The organism is Calothrix sp. 336/3, from assembly GCF_000734895.2.
Lineage (GTDB): Bacteria > Cyanobacteriota > Cyanobacteriia > Cyanobacteriales > Nostocaceae > 336-3.
Genome location: NZ_CP011382.1, coordinates 3,285,124 through 3,302,820, shown reverse-complemented (window position 1 = coordinate 3,302,820; position 17,697 = coordinate 3,285,124). Strand labels below are relative to the sequence as shown.

The 17,697-nt window shown below is 42.4% G+C and carries 18 protein-coding genes; 9 read left to right on the top strand and 9 right to left on the bottom strand.

All coding sequences use genetic code 11. The features are described 5' to 3' along the window. The first annotated feature begins 33 nt into the window (after positions 1-33). From petA to petJ, 4 genes are all read left to right on the top strand, one after another. Positions 34-1,032, top strand: a complete 999-nt coding sequence (gene petA / locus IJ00_RS13930) for a cytochrome f (RefSeq protein ID WP_035153946.1) — start codon at positions 34-36, stop codon at positions 1,030-1,032. Between the two features lie 370 nt (positions 1,033-1,402). Then, positions 1,403-1,819, top strand: coding sequence for a plastocyanin (petE, locus tag IJ00_RS13925; protein WP_035153944.1), 417 nt, complete (start codon positions 1,403-1,405; stop codon positions 1,817-1,819). Between the two features lie 94 nt (positions 1,820-1,913). Then, the gene (locus IJ00_RS13920) at positions 1,914-2,459 is read left to right on the top strand and encodes a GNAT family N-acetyltransferase (protein ID WP_046814817.1); all 546 of its coding nucleotides are present in this window, start codon (positions 1,914-1,916) and stop codon (positions 2,457-2,459) included. Positions 2,460-2,594: 135 nt separating this feature from the next. Then, the gene (gene petJ, locus IJ00_RS13915) at positions 2,595-2,957 is read left to right on the top strand and encodes a cytochrome c6 PetJ (protein WP_035159041.1); all 363 of its coding nucleotides are present in this window, start codon (positions 2,595-2,597) and stop codon (positions 2,955-2,957) included. 48 nt (positions 2,958-3,005) lie between these two features. Here the strand turns inward: petJ and IJ00_RS13910 are convergent, their stop codons facing one another. Beyond that, positions 3,006-4,592 (bottom strand): hypothetical protein, encoded by a 1,587-nt coding sequence (locus tag IJ00_RS13910; protein WP_035153942.1) that lies wholly within the window; start codon positions 4,590-4,592, stop codon positions 3,006-3,008. Positions 4,593-5,268: 676 nt separating this feature from the next. Here IJ00_RS13910 and IJ00_RS13905 point away from each other — a divergent pair. Together IJ00_RS13905 and IJ00_RS13900 are read left to right on the top strand one after the other, a co-directional pair. After that, positions 5,269-5,904, top strand: a complete 636-nt coding sequence (locus IJ00_RS13905; protein ID WP_035153940.1) for a cytochrome b N-terminal domain-containing protein — start codon at positions 5,269-5,271, stop codon at positions 5,902-5,904. Between the two features lie 313 nt (positions 5,905-6,217). Then, complete coding sequence (locus tag IJ00_RS13900; protein WP_035153938.1) at positions 6,218-6,640, top strand: helix-turn-helix transcriptional regulator; 423 nt, start codon at positions 6,218-6,220, stop codon at positions 6,638-6,640. Positions 6,641-6,736: 96 nt separating this feature from the next. On the opposite strand, the gene IJ00_RS13895 is transcribed toward IJ00_RS13900, so the two are convergent. The 5 genes from IJ00_RS13895 to IJ00_RS13875 all read right to left on the bottom strand — a co-directional run bounded on the left by IJ00_RS13895 (position 6,737) and on the right by IJ00_RS13875 (position 12,552). Beyond that, the gene (locus IJ00_RS13895) at positions 6,737-7,486 is read right to left on the bottom strand and encodes a phycobilisome rod-core linker polypeptide (protein ID WP_035153937.1); all 750 of its coding nucleotides are present in this window, start codon (positions 7,484-7,486) and stop codon (positions 6,737-6,739) included. 171 nt (positions 7,487-7,657) lie between these two features. Further along, positions 7,658-8,524, bottom strand: a complete 867-nt coding sequence (locus IJ00_RS13890; protein WP_035153935.1) for a bile acid:sodium symporter family protein — start codon at positions 8,522-8,524, stop codon at positions 7,658-7,660. 242 nt (positions 8,525-8,766) lie between these two features. Next, positions 8,767-11,310, bottom strand: coding sequence for a PAS domain S-box protein (locus tag IJ00_RS13885; protein WP_035159039.1), 2,544 nt, complete (start codon positions 11,308-11,310; stop codon positions 8,767-8,769). Between the two features lie 98 nt (positions 11,311-11,408). After that, entirely contained in the window at positions 11,409-12,164 is a 756-nt protein-coding gene (locus IJ00_RS13880; RefSeq protein WP_035153933.1) for a phycobilisome rod-core linker polypeptide, read from the bottom strand. Between the two features lie 31 nt (positions 12,165-12,195). Then, positions 12,196-12,552, bottom strand: coding sequence for a hypothetical protein (locus IJ00_RS13875; RefSeq protein ID WP_046814816.1), 357 nt, complete (start codon positions 12,550-12,552; stop codon positions 12,196-12,198). Between the two features lie 766 nt (positions 12,553-13,318). Between IJ00_RS13875 and IJ00_RS13865 the strand changes: the two genes are divergently transcribed. Further along, entirely contained in the window at positions 13,319-14,014 is a 696-nt protein-coding gene (locus IJ00_RS13865; protein WP_035153929.1) for a response regulator transcription factor, read from the top strand. 57 nt (positions 14,015-14,071) lie between these two features. On the opposite strand, the gene IJ00_RS29055 is transcribed toward IJ00_RS13865, so the two are convergent. Then, complete coding sequence (locus IJ00_RS29055; RefSeq protein WP_168163481.1) at positions 14,072-14,221, bottom strand: hypothetical protein; 150 nt, start codon at positions 14,219-14,221, stop codon at positions 14,072-14,074. Between the two features lie 173 nt (positions 14,222-14,394). On the opposite strand from IJ00_RS29055, the gene IJ00_RS13860 reads away from it, so the two are divergent. Then, entirely contained in the window at positions 14,395-14,631 is a 237-nt protein-coding gene (locus tag IJ00_RS13860) for a hypothetical protein (RefSeq protein ID WP_035153927.1), read from the top strand. A gap of 38 nt (positions 14,632-14,669) precedes the next feature. Then, positions 14,670-15,581: a HEAT repeat domain-containing protein gene (locus IJ00_RS13855; RefSeq protein ID WP_035153926.1), complete on the top strand. Its 912-nt coding sequence runs from the start codon at positions 14,670-14,672 to the stop codon at positions 15,579-15,581. A 177-nt stretch (positions 15,582-15,758) separates the two neighbouring features. On the opposite strand, the gene IJ00_RS13850 is transcribed toward IJ00_RS13855, so the two are convergent. After that, a complete protein-coding gene (locus IJ00_RS13850; protein ID WP_035153925.1) occupies positions 15,759-16,085 on the bottom strand; it encodes a hypothetical protein in 327 nt (108 codons plus the stop codon). 418 nt (positions 16,086-16,503) lie between these two features. Beyond that, positions 16,504-17,463, bottom strand: a complete 960-nt coding sequence (locus tag IJ00_RS13845; RefSeq protein ID WP_035153924.1) for an orange carotenoid-binding protein — start codon at positions 17,461-17,463, stop codon at positions 16,504-16,506. Positions 17,464-17,697: the final 234 nt, after the last annotated feature.

Here is a 17,697-nt window from a genome sequence, read left to right as displayed (position 1 = left end):
TGACGTTGCCCCTAGAATCATTGTCCTGAAGAGATGAGAAATGCTTGTATGACAGCGAGTTTAACTCGTGGTGCAAGAGCAATTACCAAAACATTGCTCGTGGCGATCGCTGCTGTAACCTTCTTCTTTACCAGCGATCTAGTTATTCCCCAATCTGCCTCTGCTTATCCATTCTGGGCGCAGCAAACCTATCCTGAAACCCCACGCGAACCAACAGGAAGAATCGTTTGTGCAAACTGCCACCTAGCGCAGAAACCCACCGAAGTAGAAGTTCCTCAAGCTGTGCTTCCTGACCAAGTGTTTGAAGCTGTGGTCAAAATTCCCTACGATACCAAAGTACAGCAAGTAGGTGCAGATGGTTCTAAAGTTGGTTTAAATGTCGGTGCAGTCTTAATGCTACCCGAAGGCTTCAAGATTGCTCCTGAGGATCGGATTCCTGAGGAAATGAAAGAAAAAATCTCAGGTTTATACTACCAATCCTACGGTGAAGGCAAAGACAATATCGTGATTGTTGGACCCTTACCTGGTGAGCAATATCAAGAAATCATCTTCCCTGTTCTTTCTCCCAATCCTGCTACCGACAAAAATATTCAGTTCGGTAAATACTCTGTTCACGTTGGTGGAAACCGAGGACGCGGACAAGTTTATCCTACAGGTGAAAAGAGCAATAACAACGTATATACAGCTTCTGCTACCGGTACTATCTCCAAGATTGCCAAAGAAGAAGACGAGAACGGTGTGAAATATCAAGTCAGCATTCAAAGCGAATCTGGCGAAACCGTTGTTGATACTATCCCTGCTGGTCCTGAGTTGATTGTATCTGAAGGTCAAGCTGTTAACTCTGGTGATTCTTTAACTAATAACCCCAACGTTGGTGGTTTTGGTCAAAAAGATGTAGAAATCGTTCTACAAAGTAGCACCAGAGTTGCTGGTTTAATTGCCTTTATTTGTTTAGTCATGCTCGCACAAATCATGCTGGTTCTGAAGAAGAAACAGGTAGAAAAAGTGCAAGCTGCGGAAATGAATTTCTAAATTTCATCGGCAATTTCGACATTTCCCTAGACAGGCAATTTGCCTGTCTTTTTATGTATCAGCAAGATTTCAAGTATAGTTCAAATGTATCTCGCTTACACATCCAAAAAGTGTAGAGTTTTTAGATTGCAGATTCAACAGGAAATAGCTTAATTCTGTGGGAAATTATTAGAACTGACACAAAAGCAAGGAGAAACTGAGACTCTAAGGTTACTCCCTTCGGTCACAATGACGTAAATTTACTATTATCTGGGTACATTCTAAATTATTTCCTGGAATTTTCATAATATCTATGACAAGCTGTCGTATTTAGTCACAAAATTATTTAAGATAGAGAGGTGAAGATAAAACTGTTTGTTAGGAGAGAGTGATGAAAAAGATAGCAGCTAGCTTACGACGCTTAGGCTTAGCATTATTGACACTATGCTTAGTTATTGGTAGCTTGACAGTTTTTGCTCCTAATGCTAGCGCTGATGTGGTCACTGTGAAATTAGGCAATGACAAGGGAATGCTAGCGTTTGAACCCGCAAAAATTACAGTGAAGGCGGGAGATACAATTAAATGGGTAAATAATAAGGTTCCTCCTCACAATATTGTATTTGACGCTGCCCAAAATCCTGCAAAAAGCGCAGATTTGGCTAAAGCTTTGTCTCACAAAGGATTACTAATGAATCCTGGTCAAGAATTGGAAACTACTTTCCCTGCGGATGCGCCTGCTGGAGAATATACTTTCTACTGTGAACCTCATCGGGGTGCAGGCATGGTTGGTAAGGTTACTGTCCAGTAGTATAATCAGAAAGCAGGTTTCCTGGCATTCTGCAAATAAATTAGCGAGTTCGGGCAGAATTTCCACACTGTAATCTTTGAGGGTGAGGGGATAAATGCCCGGACAAAATTATAGTTTTTACACCAGATTTAAATTTCGACAAATTGAGAAGGAAGACGCACTGGCTATTTTTAACTGGCGCTACACTCCCCCCTATGACTACTACAATTTTGATACTGATACTATCCAAGAGGATTTGCACTATCTGCTTGACTCGAAAAATGCTTTTTATGCAATTTTGAATCTGCAAGGAGAACTTGAAGGCTATTGTTCTTTCGGTTCAGATGGTCAAGTACCAGGTGGAGATTACAATCATGAAGCTCTTGACATAGGTATGGGAATACGACCAGATTTAGTTGGTCGAGGACATGGAAAGTTCTATGCTCAAGCTGTGCTAAGGTATGGGGCAAATCAATATAGGGTACAGCAATTACGGGTAACTATCGCGGAGTTCAACAAGCGGGCACAGCGAGTGTGGGAGCAGTTAGGATTTGAGCAGGTAGGGAAATTTGTCAAAATCGGTAGTGAAGAAGAATTTGTGATTATGGTTTGTGAAGTACGGAAAATCCTACAAAGTCCAAATTCTCGCGTCAAACTCTAGCTTTAACTCCTGAATTCCGTTAAATCTGCTATGCTAACGGCTAAAAAGTAAATTATCTAGGGATTTTCTCCATCTCCAATCTAAAATACCAACAAAATAGTATCAGTGGCTGGAATATTTTGCGGGGAAAATCCTTTGAGAACAATTCTATTGATTTTGGTGACAGCGATCGCCTGTGTATCTCTAACATTTACGAATCCAGCATTTGCAGTAGAACCTGTCAATGGGGCAAAAATTTTTCAGAAAAACTGTGCTGCTTGCCACATTGGGGGTGGTAATATCCTCATCGCGGAAAAAACTTTAAAGCAGGAAGCATTGGAAACATACCTGGAAAACTATAAAATTACAGGCATCCAGGCAATTATCCATCAAGTGAAAAATGGTAAGAATGCTATGCCAGCTTTTAAAAATAAGCTAACAGAGCAGGAAGTTTTAGAAGTAGCAACTTACGTTTTGGAAAATGCTACCAAGGGATGGAAGGGAAGTACAGAACCATAAAGTGATTCATGGGTTTATCTTCCCTTTCCCGTGTTTTTGTGACTCTACTTACGGTTGAGACTGGGGATTTTTATGCACTTCCCGTTCTTCACGAACCTGACGCAGTTTCTGTAAGAGTATTTTACGACTAGTCTTTTTCTCCACTGATGGCTGAGTTTCTTCTGTGGCAACTTGAGTTACTGGTTTAGTTTCCACCGTTGTCTCAGTCGGCGAGTTCTCCGGATTTGGTGTGACTTGGGGTTGCTTTGGCTGAACTGTGACGTTATTTCTCACAGGTGCAACAGGTGTCGTCGAGGTTACTGGTTTTACAGGAATTGCTTGCGGTTTGTTGCCATTTGTTGGTGACAAGGAAGGTTTAGCTGTGAATGGAACCGCAGGTACAACTAAGCTGTTAGGTGCTGGTGAAACAGGAGCTATTTTAACTTGCTCTGGGGAAGGTGACTGATTGACGTTAGGTGTTTTCAACCTCTCAATCAGATTCGTTGGTGTTTGTTTGGTTTCGGTAGGAGCAACAACTGGTGCTGGAGCATTCGTACTAAGAGCCAAGCTGAAAGGGAAGTACTTAACTTTACCATTGGCTTGGATAGGATTTCTTTGGAAATAGTCTTTAAAGTATTCTCTAACAGTCTTTTTAGTTTCAGAAGATACTGAGTTATCCAGGAATTCAATGTTATCTACAATACCTTCAGCATTCACAATTAAACCACCTTCAACTCGACTTTCTTGACTAGCCTTCGCCAGAATAGTTGCGGAAATCGGTTGCTTGGTTTCGATATTGGGGTATTGCTGTCTCACCTTGAGGAATTGTTCTCCAAAGGTGGTTGTTTTGGCGATCGCCTGTTGATTACTAGAGGATGGTAAATTCCTAGCTGCCGTGGGGGAAGCTTGCCACAAAGGTAATCTGGGTTCGGCTAGGACTAGTCTATCGTCAGTTTGGGGAGTTTGATTAATTGGAGCCACAAACTCTTGACCTGGTGTGGTATTTTGCGCGGTATCCGGAGGATTAGGCGGCAAGTTGCTGGGCGATTGAACTGTATTTAAATCTGGTGGAACATTATTGGCGGGTAGTTCTGGCAATCTAGAAGTGACGATGGGTTGGGTGCTAGGTACGGGAACTACTGCACGAAAATTACTCTGGGGAAGTTGTCTATAACTGGCTACCCTGGTGTTAAACGAATTGTCAATTTGTAAATTCTGCCGAGGAATGATGCGAAGAGATTGACTTTGGGGCAGAGAAGCCACCTTGATATTATCTGTCGATTGTGGTAGAGGCGGCAATATCATTTGAGTCGAAGCAACCGGTGGAGCGGGTGGCACTTGGGATTGGCTGAGACTCGGTGTTATGTTCGTCGGCAGGTTAGGTAACTGGGATTGTAGAGTTCCTGGGGTTTGCAAACTCACTCCTGGGTTGATGGAGGTGGTTGTTGTTTGCGGCAAACGATTTTGCTCTGTCTGATTTAACTCGACAATTCCAACGGGTTTCGCCGATGCGGTGTCTTTGGCTTTAGAATTAGCCGGCATCATGGGCAAAATCATGGCGATCGCCCCGTGTAAACCCACAGATGCCAAAGCAGCAATACCTGCTGGTTGACCAAAAATTTCGGGAATATTTTTCAGTATGGAGACGTAAGACATAGCTGTTTCTCGTTCACTCAACTCAATGACAAGCCTAAAAACTTTTTTGCTTCAAAACCAATTCAATTAGGAGCGTCCACCTACAAATCATAACTTCCTGAAGACTATATCAAAACAGGATGATGTGCAGTTTTGTCAACAGTTAATAACTCTAATGAAAGTATTTTCTTATGAGTTTTTTTATGGGGTCGTACAGTAATCGTTAATACTTTTGTTTGATAATACGATGCAAATCTAACGTGGAAAATTCCAGAGGTGTGATAGCTGATAACCCCGTGATATAAAGCTATTCTAGTCATAAGTACTAGAAACATCTCTCTACCATTGGCTATTATCCATAAACATCTCGTCTTGATACCTAGATACTAGATTAACTCCCTACGTAAGTATTAGTTTACAGGATTTATCAGATTTGCGGAAAATTAATCTTGGGACTGGAGTCAAACAAGGTTCTGTGAAGAGACTACAAACCAAGTTAATTAACTCAAAAATCTCAAGATTAAGGCTCTGGGAGGAAAGTCGCAATTACCTTCTGCTTTGTTTCCCCTCCCTACACCTCACTATCTACCATTGGAAGTATTTATGCTTATGACCTTCAACCTGTTTACCTTTCTTAATTTTTATTAGCTAAAATTATAGAAAACCTACATAAATCTTATATAAGGGGCGGTAAACCATGGAAGTAAGCAGATTCGACATGGTACTGCGACGGATAGCTACGGTGCTATCAGTAGTAATTTTGACTTTGACATTAATTGCTGCAACGACGGGAATTTTACTATCGTTCTACTATGAACCGGCTGCGGGTAGAGCCTACCTGTCACTGAAAATGATTACTGAACAGGTTGACTATGGTTGGTTATTCCGTAAAGCCCATGATATTGCTGGCAATTTAGTAATTGCGATCGCCCTTATTCAAATCGTCGTCATGTTTCTACATCGACAAATGCGTAAAAGCTGGTTAACAGCTTGGATAAGCGGAATTTTCTTCACCCTGAGTGCTATGGGTTTAAGTTGGACAGCAATGATTCTCAGTTGGGATCAAGTGGGTTTCTGGCGCTTTAACATTGAGTTAGGAACTATCGAGTCTATTCCTTTTGTTGGTCATTTATTGCGAGACATTATTACAGGTGGGGGAGTAATTAGCACCCTCACCGTACAGCACCTATACACAATTCACAGTTACGTCATTTCCGTAGCAGCCATTATTTTGGCAGTTATCCACCTAGTGAGTATATTCTGGCAAGAAAAACAGCCCAAATTGACTTCTGAGAACCCAGACAGTCAAGACTCTGTATATCAAGGTAGCTAAAACACCTGCGAGTAGAGAGGTGATATATCGCGTCTCTACTATTCCCTATTCCAATCCTCAAAATTACTAGCTGACTTATAAAGAGAGTATTAAGAGCTAATCAACCAGGTTGCCATGGGAATGAATACTTTTCTCACCCAAACCAGTAAAATCAAGTTTCTCTTACTACGCAAGAACTTGAGGCGAACTTTTGTGATATTTTTCCACGGATAAATTTGCCCTTTTACGGGTTTGTTTGGTGATATAAAAGATGGTAAGCAATAGCTCCCCGTCCGCTATATTGTAGATATTGAGATTTTCCTGATACCAAACGATGCCAGCAAGGTTGCAAATAAAAGCGGAAGATTGCTCCCCTTTAGGACGATTTATTCTTCAATACTTGGAAGAACAGGGTATCAGCATGAACCGTCTGGCTGATTTGTCTGGTGTTCCCCAACCCCGGTTAAGAGGTGCTTGCTTTAAGGGAACCTGTCCGACACCGGAAACCTTGAGAAAACTTGCTAGAGTTATGGGTAAGCATCACTTGGAGCTTTATACTTTAGCCTACGAAGCGAGGATTGAGAAACTTCCCGAAGACGCAGATGATACTTCCCTGGATATATTGATGCGAGATTTATTTGAAACTGCCAGAGAAATGGGATTAACTGTTCCTAAAGTTCGTCCTTCCAAAGCTAAAATCCGTAAAGCTCTTTTAGAATTAGGATTTCAGGCAAACAATAATGATGAATGCGCGTAATAGACTATAGCAACTCAAAGAGTATTAATATCCAATTTTGAGAGGGTATTCGGTATCTTAATTCAGGTACTAAATACCCTCTTTGTTTAGTTCCGCTTATCTGCGGGGAACTGATTTTTCGATATCAATATTCATTACTGATAGCTGTTGAGGTGCGTTACCTCTAGCATTGATACTGCGCGCCATATCCATGAACAGAGCGGGGCTACCTGTTTTTGGCTGTCTGTCTGGAGCTTTGTAACTGCGTACAGTGGCTTGCCATACGATTTGTGGGAAGCCCAATTTACCACGATAGTATGCATCGTAGCGAGGTGATTTAATGTTGAAAGGTAGTTCACCTTCTGAGCGACCAGGAAGTACTCGACGACGCTGGTAGGGAATTGTATCGTATCCAAAAGCTTCTAGGTACTCATTGGTATTGAGTAGATCATCAACAAAACCTTTGATACCCTTGGTTGCTACAACAATAGACCAAGCCAGCTTTTCTCGGTTATCGTAAACATCACGACCAAGTACACGCTGTACAGTCTGCTCAACAAAACGATAGTTGCTGTTGAGGTCGTAGAAACTACGCTTGTAGGTATTAGATAGCAATAATCCGCGAATAAAGTCACGTACAGTGATTTGACCACTACGGAGCTGAGACTCTAGGAAACGCTCCCGATCAGCAGCAAAAGCATGGAAAAAAATCTGGCGGTAGGCTGCTTCAATCAGATTATCTAAGTCTGTTGAGGAAAGCAGGTTCTCTGTAGAGTAGACACGGGGTTGCTCATCTCCAGGAACCTCAAAACCTGCCACCCTTTGGTTTTGAGAAATGGGTGAATATTCTAAAAGAGGAATTGCCACGACTACAAAATCTCCCTTTCCTTAATGAAATCTTACAAATTTCTCATAATCATAAAGGAGAAGAGGGGTCATTATTCGATTTAGTTTGATAAAAATTACATAAATTAACGTGAATTTGCCTATCACTTTTTTGACCATAAGTGCAATTTTATGATATGTGATAGACGTGGATCACACAGCCCCTGCTAACTTTCTACCATAGGCGATCGCCATCAACCCGGTAACATTCATGAACAGACTATAGACTGCTGCGGGCACAGCCATATCCGGATTGTTGAGGAGTCCGGCGGTAATGGCGATCGCCAAGGTACCATTTTGTAAACCGACTTCAATGGCAATGCAGATTTGCTGGGGACGATTCAGCTTAAACAACTTGCTGAGATAAAATCCTGCACCCATAGATAGAGAATTCAATAGCACCACAGCGATTCCGACTTGGAGGATAAATCCAGGCAGACGGTTCCACTCTCGAATGATCAGAATCAGAATAATTGCAGCGAGCAGGGCGATCGCCATACGACTAGTGACTTTTTCTAGACGACGGGCAAGTTCTGGTAATATCTGCCTCAAACCCATTCCCAAAGCCACAGGTAACAGAGTAATCAGAAAAATTTGCAGGATTGTAGAACCAATAGGTAGGGCGATCGCCGTAGTTTGCCCCATGAAGTGCTGAAAGGCTAAATTCGCCAACACTGGAATGGTAAATACCGTAATCACACTGCTCAAAGCCGTTAAGGTGACTGAAAGGGCAACATCACCCTGGGCAAGGAATGTGATAATGTTCGAGGACACCCCACCAGGACACAACGCCACGATAATTAGTCCGATGGCGATCGCTGGCTCCATGGGCACAAGTTTCGCAATTATCACAGCAATTACTGGTAATAAAACTAACTGACTGGTTAAGCCAACGGCGACGGCTTTAGGATATTTAATTACGCGCTGGAAATCTTCTGGTACAAGAGATAAACCCATTCCTAGCATCATCAGAGCCAAGGCTGTAGGTAACATTACCGTAGTAAAAAAGCTTGCTTGCATAATCTCTTTTGTGTTAGTATGGGGTGTAAGATTAGGTAATTTTAGTCATCAAAAATGCCTTGGGGAAAATTCTACCCTGTTTGTACCCAGGAGTATCCATAGAATCATTACTAGTGGAGCAGGGAAAAGAGAATTCTCCGATTTTTGCATACACGAGTGATGATGGGAACATGAGATGAAACACTGAGCTTGCTGAACTGCTCATACTAATACCGATTCCAAATAGGGGTAGGCGATCGCCTCTAATTACCAGACAAAGGCAGTGTCACCAAGCAAGTTGTACCCTTGCCCACTGCACTGATAACCTGAATAGTACCCTGATGTAAGTCCACACATTTTTTTACCACCACCAATCCCAATCCTGTACCGGGAATCGTTCGCACATTCTTACCACGATGGAAGGGTTCAAATAATTGTTTTTGGTCTTCCGGTAGCATCCCAATCCCGTAATCTTCCACAGCTAGGATGACATGATGGGGCTGAAAATCCAAGCTGACACGCACAACCCCCGATGTTGGAGAATACTTAATCGCATTCGACAGCAAATTAGACAGCATAGAGCGCAATAACTTTTCATCCATGCAGACAGGAATCGGTTTTCCCTGACAAGAAAAAATCAGGGTGTGTGCAGTTCCCAGACTGTGGCGCATTTCCTCGACAAAATCACCACAATAGAGGTGTAAATCCAGTTTTTTAGGATTAAAAGCCAGTTTTCCCGTTTCCGCTCGATTAATCGTCAAAATATCGTCTAGTAGCTGCACCATATGCTTGACGGCATCTTGAATGCGATGCAGATTCCTTAGCCTTTTGGCAGAAATATCCCATGCATCTTGACAATTTTCCAGAACCTGGGCAGCTGCGAGAGCAGTACTCAAGGGGGTGCGAAACTCATGGGATGCCATGGAGAAAAAGCGAGTTTTCAGGGCACTCAGTTCTTTTTCCCTTTCCAGTGCCAAACGAATCTCATCAAGTCGCTTACGTTCGGTGATATCACGGGCATTAACCATGATTCTCAGGGTAGCAGCACTATCCACAAAGGGTTGACTGATAGCTTCTAAGATGCGCCAGGAACCATCTTGATGGCGGTAGCGAAATTCTACGGTTTCTAGACTGGAGGATGTATTCGTCAAACGTTCCCGCGTTACCGTCAAATCATCTTCATGAACCAATTCCATCCCGTTTTTACCCAACAAATCCGCCACAGGATAGCCTAAAACCTTTTCCACGGAGGGGCTGACGTAACCAATACTACCATCAAGGTCCAAAATCATGATGATATCTAAGGCATTTTCGATCAGCGATCGCCAGCGTTCTTCACTTCGCCGCAGTGCCTGTTCTGCCTGTTTACGCCCTGTGGTATCCCGTTGCACAGCAATCCAGTGGGTATACCAACCCTGTTGATTAGATACAGGCACAATACTAAATTCATTCCAAAATTCTGTGCCATCCTTGCGGTAGTTAATCACTTCTACGGTGATAGGTTCCCAACGGGAGAGCGCCGAGCGAATTTTTTGTAATTCTGTGCGATCGGTTTTATCTCCCTGCAATAGACGGGGAGTTTTACCCAAAACCTCATGGGGTTGGTAACCAGTGATACGGCTAAAAGCCTCATTCACATAGAGAATACGTGGACCAGGTTCATCAATGGTATCCGCTTCTGTAATCAAAATCGCATCGTTGGTGTTAAGTACTACCGATTGCAGTAAACGCACCTGTTCCGCTTGTTGTTTCTGTTCTGTAATATCGGCAATTACCGCCACAATCCCACTAATTTCCCCATCACTATCGAGTAAGGGAGCAGCAGAAAAAATAATATCAATGGGAGTACCATCTTTTTTCTGTTGACGAAATTCCAATCGGGAATAGGTAGTCCCTTGTAAGACACTTTTTTGTAGGGTGGGATAATCTTTTAAACTAATGGGGTTGGGGCAATTCAGTACCTCTGCTTCCTGCCAACCAAACATTTGCTCTGCTGCTGGATTCCATATCTTCACCTTACCCTCTCGATCCAGCATGACAATGGCGCGGGGTGAGGCTGTAACTAAAGCTTGTAGAGTATCGTTAGTATGACGGAGAGAACTATTAACGCTTGCGAGTTCTGCGGTACGTTGTTCTACCCTCGCTTCCAATTGACTATTTAGTTGCTGAAGTTGGCTGTACAGTTCTGATTGTTGAATGGCGATCGCCACTTGAGTCGCTAGTTGTTTCATCAACTCCACTTCCCAAGGTTCCCATTGCCGAGGATGACTGCATTGATGGACAATCAATAGTCCCCAGAGATAGGGAACGGAATTTTCCCCCTGACTTTCCCGATGCTCTTGGATAATTGGAACTACTAATTTTGCCTGTACACCAAACTGCTTGACAAAATCGACTAAACAAGGCTGGATATCTGCCTGCTCAACATTAGCAATAGTCCGGGTTTTCCCTAGGGAATAGGCTTGATGATATTCTCGTGGAAATACTTCCTCTGGGAAGGTTGTTCCTAAAACCCTAGGGAAAGGTGGTAAGACAGTCTCGTGAATTGTACTTCCTGTACCATCATTCCACAGACGATAAATCAGAACGCGATCGGCTTGCAAAAAACGTTGGACTTCTGCCACTGTTGTTGCCAGCACTTCATCAAGATCTAAGGATTGACGAATCTGTTGAGCAATCTGTGTCACCAACCGTTCCCGATTCGTTTGCTGTCGCAACAAAATTTCGGCTCGCTGACGCTGAACAATTTGTCTATGCAGCAGATAGTAGATAGAAGTAAGCAACAATAGGCTAACTATGATGCCCATAGAATAGTAGCTCTGGAGAATGGCAACCCAGGTAATAGTGATATATTCCCACACTGATGCCTGCATACAGCAGCTTCTTTGTTGCTTCTGGGTGAAAATTAACCGCCAATCAAATTATTTGCCCCGTAAAAGAGCATCAGAAGTAGAGCCATACCAACTGTTGCACCCACCAAACCTAAACTAGTAGTCCAATCAGCACGGTTCATGAAGTCAGAGAAAGTGAAGCGCTCAAACTCGTAGAACATACCTGTGGGAATGGGACGGATGACACGGCTAGGTAGGGGTAGTTTGTCGCGATAATCTTCACCATAGCGTGCCATACGAGCGAAGGGAAGTTCACCTTGGGCACGTTGTGGTAGGATACGACGGCGTTGATAGGGGACTGTGTTATAGCCAAAATTACTCAGGTATTCTTCGGTATTGATTAAATCATCAATTAAACCCTGTAATCCTTTAGTTGCTAATACAATTGACCAAGCGAGTTTTTCGCGATCGCTATACACATTCCGACCCAAAATTCTCTGAATACAAATCTCCACAAATCGATAGTTATTATTGCTATCGTAGGTCAACCGCCGAAAAGAATCGCACAAAAATAAACCACGAATAAAGTCTCTGACAGTGATTTGACCGACTCGTAACTGAGACTCTAGAAATCGTTGTCGATGACTCGATAGCATCTGCTGCTCGTTAAATACTTGGCGATAGGCTGCCATAATCAGCATATCCATATCTGAAGCTGCGAGCAGATTTTCAGTGGTATAAATTCTTGGCTGCTCATCCCCCGGAATCTCAAATCCTGCGACTCGATGATTTTGAGATAGGGGTGCATATTCTAACAAAGGAATAGACATATTATTTCTCCCAAATCAGCTAAAATATCAATCAAATTTGCTGCTCAAATCTTGTCCGAAAACTTCCGCATTTAATCCAATATTGTTTTAAGCCATGGTGAGGAGTATGCAAGCTAGCTCTGGCTCGATACAAAATCACTTGACGATGATCTCCTATCCAAATCTTGCCTATGGAGTCTACGGAAATCAGCGTTCCCCCTAGTACTGCAATACACTCCGTAAATCTTTCCAGAGCTGAGTAATCTACAGTCTCAAAGATAAAGAAATTTCTCGAACAAATAACATGGCGACTGCGAATCCAGGATTGCAACTTTTTCTCAGCAGCAGGTGGTAGTATTCCAATGGGAGTGTTCCTCAAACCTCCCCTCAGGGGAATCGCTAGACTCATATTGGCTCTAAGGGACTTTGGTATAGGTTTTCATGCCAAGTTGCACTTGTTGGGATAATTGAAATGTTAGGAAAGAATCAAAACTCACCGAAAATGTGACCACAAAAATCAATTTGGTGCTACGTACCCTCAGCAAATATTCACTAGTTTTGTCAATGTTCAACCGATGGGGAAAGGTCGGGGACAAAGGTGGAAAGGGAAATATTGAACCATGAGCAATTACCCATCTCATTCAACTTTGACGCACTAGTTTCAACGCAGGTGATACTGTTACACCTCTTTGCCTATGAATCTTTTTGTAAGTTTCTAGCCTCTGATGAAAGGGTGCTAATTGTGAAGTTAGTCTCCAGCACATAACACAGCCTATCGGTAAAGCTACTTCTCCCAAACGCTTCTAACAGTCAATAATCCCATAGGGGTAGTAAGGAAACTGGTGAGAAAACGGTAAAGAAATCGGAAAGAATTACGAAACTCAATAAATCTTGAAATTCTGTTGTATTTCTTTGAGTATATTTGGTGGAATTTGTGGTAAAGCGAGGATAGGTAATTCCTGACTTTACAACCCTTTTTTGTTGCTTCTTATTGAGAATTTATTTAATTAGTTGAAATTCCGAGACAATGGGTAAAGGGGAAAAGTCAGGAAACAGAATCTTGTCAAATTGTGACGGGTGAGCCATCCTTGTAGCCGTTCAAAATTAAGCTGATGAAAGTCTCCTTTGGTTTTTCCTCTTCATCAAAGAAGCTTTCCTAATCTAGGGTAATTTTTATGAGGATTCTCCTAATTGAAGATGATATTCGCCTAGCTGAAACCCTAGCAGAAGCCCTAACTGATCAGTTGTACGTGGTTGATGTTGTCCATGATGGAGAAGCGGGCTGGAATCAAGTCAAAGTTCTGAATTATGATTTGCTGTTGCTAGATGTGATGTTACCAGAGTTGGATGGTATGAGTCTTTGTCATCGGTTGCGATCGCACGGCTATAACTTACCGATTCTCATGCTCACTGCTTGTGATACCATCCATGATGAAATTAATGGTTTGGATGTCGGAGCAGATGACTACATAGTCAAACCTGTGGATTTGCAAAAACTTTTCGCCCGAATTCGTGCTTTACTGAGGCGGGGTTCTGTCGCATCACCACCCATTTTGGAATGGGGAGAATTACGTCTCAATCCTAGCACCTACGAAGTTAGCTATGGACAAACTCCTATCCATTTGACTCCTAAGGAGTATGCTTTGCTAGAGTTGTTATTGCGAAATGGTCGCCGGGTTCTGAGCCGTCGTGTAATGATTGAACATGTATGGGCACTAGAATCGCCTCCAGAAGAACACGCTGTCAAGGTACATATTCGTAGTCTGCGCCAAAAACTCAAAGCAGTGGGAGCGCCAGAAGACTTCATTGAAACAGTTCACAGCATGGGCTATCGTCTCAATCAAAATAATTATCAACTCAGTAGCACGTAATTTGTGAGTAATGGGTAATGAGTAATGAGTAATGGGTAATGGGTAATGAGTAGTGAATTAAGCCTTGAAAACCTCATGGGAGTGGAAAGAAGTATCTATCACCCCTTTACCTGAAGTTATAGCAACCCCAAGAAAACAGCGATCGCCCCACAATAAATGCCCAAAAAATACCTCTGAAGTATCCATTCGTAATTTGCTATGCGCCATGGATAATTGCAAAATCCTTAATTCATAAGGGTTTAAGAATTTAGATGGGTTTCCGGGTATTCGTGAAATGGTGTGAGTACAGGTGAAAATAGAAAAGGTTTGTCCGTTGGTAACTGAATCTGAGAAAATCAAATTTGGATATTTAAAATCAACTTTTAGGAAACACCACGGATATGGCTGATACTCCAGAACTTAACCCCATAGAACAAGCAACCCCTGAAGAACTTGGCGAAATGATTGCCGAATTAGAACTATATCGGGAACGGTTAGTCAACGACACAATGTCCATGGCACAGCGCGCTAAAATCATGAAGGCACAAGCAATGGCAAGTCTAGAACCTCAGCTCGCCCAGATTGATAATACTCTTCAAGCACTGCGCCAGCAGCAGTCTACTGCAACCAATAATTAGTCACGGCATAAAATAATTCAGGTGATAGGAAATTCTTGATGAGTCAGTCACTCAACTCCGAAACTTCAACAGTAGATGATGCAATTTTGCAACTTCAAGCTGCCAATGATGAATTAGTGCAAAGGGTAAATGAGCAAATTACCCTGGAAACATTTGATTCTACAGATGAAGAAGTCCTCAAACAATTGGTGGAGGGATTAGGAGATCCACGCGGTTTAGTAAGACTGCGATTCGCTGAAACCCTCGGAGAAATAGGTGAAGCAGCTACACCATTTTTAATCGCAGCTCTGGGAAATCACCCTAATGTTGTTGTTCGACGAGCAGCAGCCAAGACACTCACTATTATTTCAGACCCCAGTGCCGTACCCAACTTACTCCATGCCTTTCTTAATGATGAAGATACGGTAGTTAGAAGTTCATCGGCTGGAGCCTTAGCCAGAACAGGTGAAGCATCTGTACCAGCCTTGCTAGAGATTATCGCATCCAATGAGCATCCTGAGGATATTAAAGGTCATGCTGCCTGGGCATTAGCGTTTATTGGCTCAGAAGCCGCAGAATATTTATACCAAGCCTTAAATGCTGCTTCCTTAGATGTACGATGTGCTGTCATTGGGGCACTTGGTCATGTAGCACAGGAACAATCCGATGAGAAATCCTGTAGTTTACTGGTATCTGCTTTAACCGACCCAGAAGCCATTATCCGTACCGAAGCCGCCGCCGCCTTAGGACAGGTGAATTATCCTCCCTCAGTACCCCATTTAATTTTAGCGTTGCAAGATAGGGACTTGGACGTGAGAAAAGCAGCGATTAATTCTCTGGGCAAAATTGGCGATCGCACAGCCTTAGAACCCCTACAGACGAAACTAGATGACTCCCAGGAAGTGATTCGAGTTTTAGCGAAACTGGCGATCGCGCAAATTGAACGTCAGTCTGAAGCTGATGATTGGTAAAATTCTTACCACCTAGCGTCAATCATTTCTGAACAGCTGGGTGGGGGAATACTATGGGTTATTCTCGCAAGTCAATAAACCAACCCATACCCTACGGGAAGTCGCTTTGCGTGTACAAAATCAACGAAAGACTTATACTGGATTAATTTTAAATTTAAAATTCCGCAAGCACTCGTATTACATTCGAGCAAGAGAGCCAATCTTGGCAATCTTATCCTTATCTAGCCCCTTTAACTCTTCTAGATGTAACCACCCCTGTTTTACTAAAGTGGCAAAAACAAATATCAAAACTGAATAATTATAGTCATACTTGCCATCAATCTCATGTCTTCTAGCACTGAGAAAGTTATGCAAACACCAGATATCTTCTAATTGGGAAACTTGAGCCGCATTTCCTCGGACTTCCTGAATCAGAGCATTAATTTCTCGCTCGTATGCTATTTGAAAAGCCGTTTGAGCAACTTCCTGTTCCACATCAGACCAGCTAATTTCGTTTACCTTCATGTTCCAACCCTAAAATACCCTACCCAAACAGAGTAGATTCATTGAATACAGTTTTTATATGAACAATATTTAGCAGAGTGACACCCTAACCATAGACAGGTCAGGAAGACTACAGATTACACAATTATAAAATGCTAGGGCTTTGCTTCTGATAAAATTTCCAGACCCTAACACCTTATATCTTCCATCTGTCTCTGTATTACTATCAAGATTGACACAAAATTATGAAAAAGCAAACCACGCTAGATAAGACGTGGCTTTTTGAATAAATCTGAGTTTTAGATAGTCATCGCTAATATTTGATTGATAATCTCAGGAACCGGGTAAATTGATTTTTTTGCAAGAAATTTGATTTTTCTTGAATCTAAAAACCCGGTTGTCTAACCCTATATTTGATGACTAATGTCCCATACTTGTACTAGCGTACGAGGTTGAGTAACTCTTTGGGAGATGCTAGTAGGTCAATTGCTACAAAGAAGATTTTATTGTCAGGAGTCAGCAAAAATCTCCATGCCATATTCATTCCCACACCTGCACCGAACCAGGGGGTTTGAACTTTACCTGTAACTTTTATTTGAGTAAAACCATCGTCTGCGGGTTCAGAAACTCCTCGCTCTGGAAGTAATTTCAGGTTTTGACAATCTTCGCGGAAGAATCTATAGACTGCTTCTTTACCAGCAATCGGTTTTTGGAAGGGAGGTTGTAATGCTCCATCGGGAGTGAATAGCTCTATCAACGCATCAAAGTCGTTGGCATTTAAGTTATTCATGTAACTGAGAATGGTTGGGTTGTCAACGCCTTCGATAGAAACTTGAGTCCGTTGAGCTATTTCTTGTGGTGGAGCAACCGGTTCAGTTACCTTGGTGTAGGTTCCCAACTGTTTGGGGTCAAAACCCATATCAACTACAGAATTACGCAGAACAGTAATTTGCTGTCCAGATTCTAATTCTCTAATTGTTTGTAGCACTGCTGCTGCATTGGCTGATAACCGATAACCCTCTGGAATTGGAGCCACAGTACCTTCTTCCATCCACTGTCCTAGCTGATACCAAAAGCCTAGCTTGATATTTGCAGACCAGGTTCCGTAGGCACGACAAATCGGTGTATCAGAACGATTTGCCAGGTCACACATTGCCTGAGTTTGTTCCCGAAAAGACATTTGCCGCAGTTGATTCAAAGTTCCTTCAGCAAATACCATGTTGGCTGCTCCTGGTGCTGCAATGGTAATAGTTTTACCCATTTCCAAATAAGCAAACCAAATCAAAGCTAGCTGATCTTCAGCACTTAGCTGAGTAAAACGAGCAATTGTTGCTGGAACTAAATCAGCAGCAAGGGTTTCGGGGAAAATGCCACGGGCTGAGTCGATGGTAAAAGGCATATTATGTACCCTCCTTAAGTATTTCACGGGTATCAAGCTCAACTATAAAGTTGGCAGCCTGATTTCTGTAAGTTTAGCTACTAAATAGTATTAACGATTTGTAAACAAAAGTAAATAAATTTAATATTTTTTTGTCACAGTATGGACAGCAATTTTGGCAAAAAGCCTAATGCTCATGGGTTTCGCTGTTCAAAGGAATGTTGATAGTACATGGATACAACTAAACTCCCATGC

Coding starts and splice junctions, on each gene's coding strand:
- petA (WP_035153946.1), top strand. CDS start 34: ATGAGAAATGCTTGTATGACAGCGAGTTTAACTCGTGGTGCAAGAGCA.
- petE (WP_035153944.1), top strand. CDS start 1,403: ATGAAAAAGATAGCAGCTAGCTTACGACGCTTAGGCTTAGCATTATTG.
- IJ00_RS13920 (WP_046814817.1), top strand. CDS start 1,914: ATGCCCGGACAAAATTATAGTTTTTACACCAGATTTAAATTTCGACAA.
- IJ00_RS13910 (WP_035153942.1), bottom strand. CDS start 4,592: ATGTCTTACGTCTCCATACTGAAAAATATTCCCGAAATTTTTGGTCAA.
- IJ00_RS13905 (WP_035153940.1), top strand. CDS start 5,269: ATGGAAGTAAGCAGATTCGACATGGTACTGCGACGGATAGCTACGGTG.
- IJ00_RS13900 (WP_035153938.1), top strand. CDS start 6,218: ATGCCAGCAAGGTTGCAAATAAAAGCGGAAGATTGCTCCCCTTTAGGA.
- IJ00_RS13890 (WP_035153935.1), bottom strand. CDS start 8,524: ATGCAAGCAAGCTTTTTTACTACGGTAATGTTACCTACAGCCTTGGCT.
- IJ00_RS13885 (WP_035159039.1), bottom strand. CDS start 11,310: ATGGGCATCATAGTTAGCCTATTGTTGCTTACTTCTATCTACTATCTG.
- IJ00_RS13880 (WP_035153933.1), bottom strand. CDS start 12,164: ATGTCTATTCCTTTGTTAGAATATGCACCCCTATCTCAAAATCATCGA.
- IJ00_RS13875 (WP_046814816.1), bottom strand. CDS start 12,552: ATGAGTCTAGCGATTCCCCTGAGGGGAGGTTTGAGGAACACTCCCATT.
- IJ00_RS13865 (WP_035153929.1), top strand. CDS start 13,319: ATGAGGATTCTCCTAATTGAAGATGATATTCGCCTAGCTGAAACCCTA.
- IJ00_RS29055 (WP_168163481.1), bottom strand. CDS start 14,221: ATGGCGCATAGCAAATTACGAATGGATACTTCAGAGGTATTTTTTGGG.
- IJ00_RS13860 (WP_035153927.1), top strand. CDS start 14,395: ATGGCTGATACTCCAGAACTTAACCCCATAGAACAAGCAACCCCTGAA.
- IJ00_RS13855 (WP_035153926.1), top strand. CDS start 14,670: ATGAGTCAGTCACTCAACTCCGAAACTTCAACAGTAGATGATGCAATT.
- IJ00_RS13850 (WP_035153925.1), bottom strand. CDS start 16,085: ATGAAGGTAAACGAAATTAGCTGGTCTGATGTGGAACAGGAAGTTGCT.
- IJ00_RS13845 (WP_035153924.1), bottom strand. CDS start 17,463: ATGCCTTTTACCATCGACTCAGCCCGTGGCATTTTCCCCGAAACCCTT.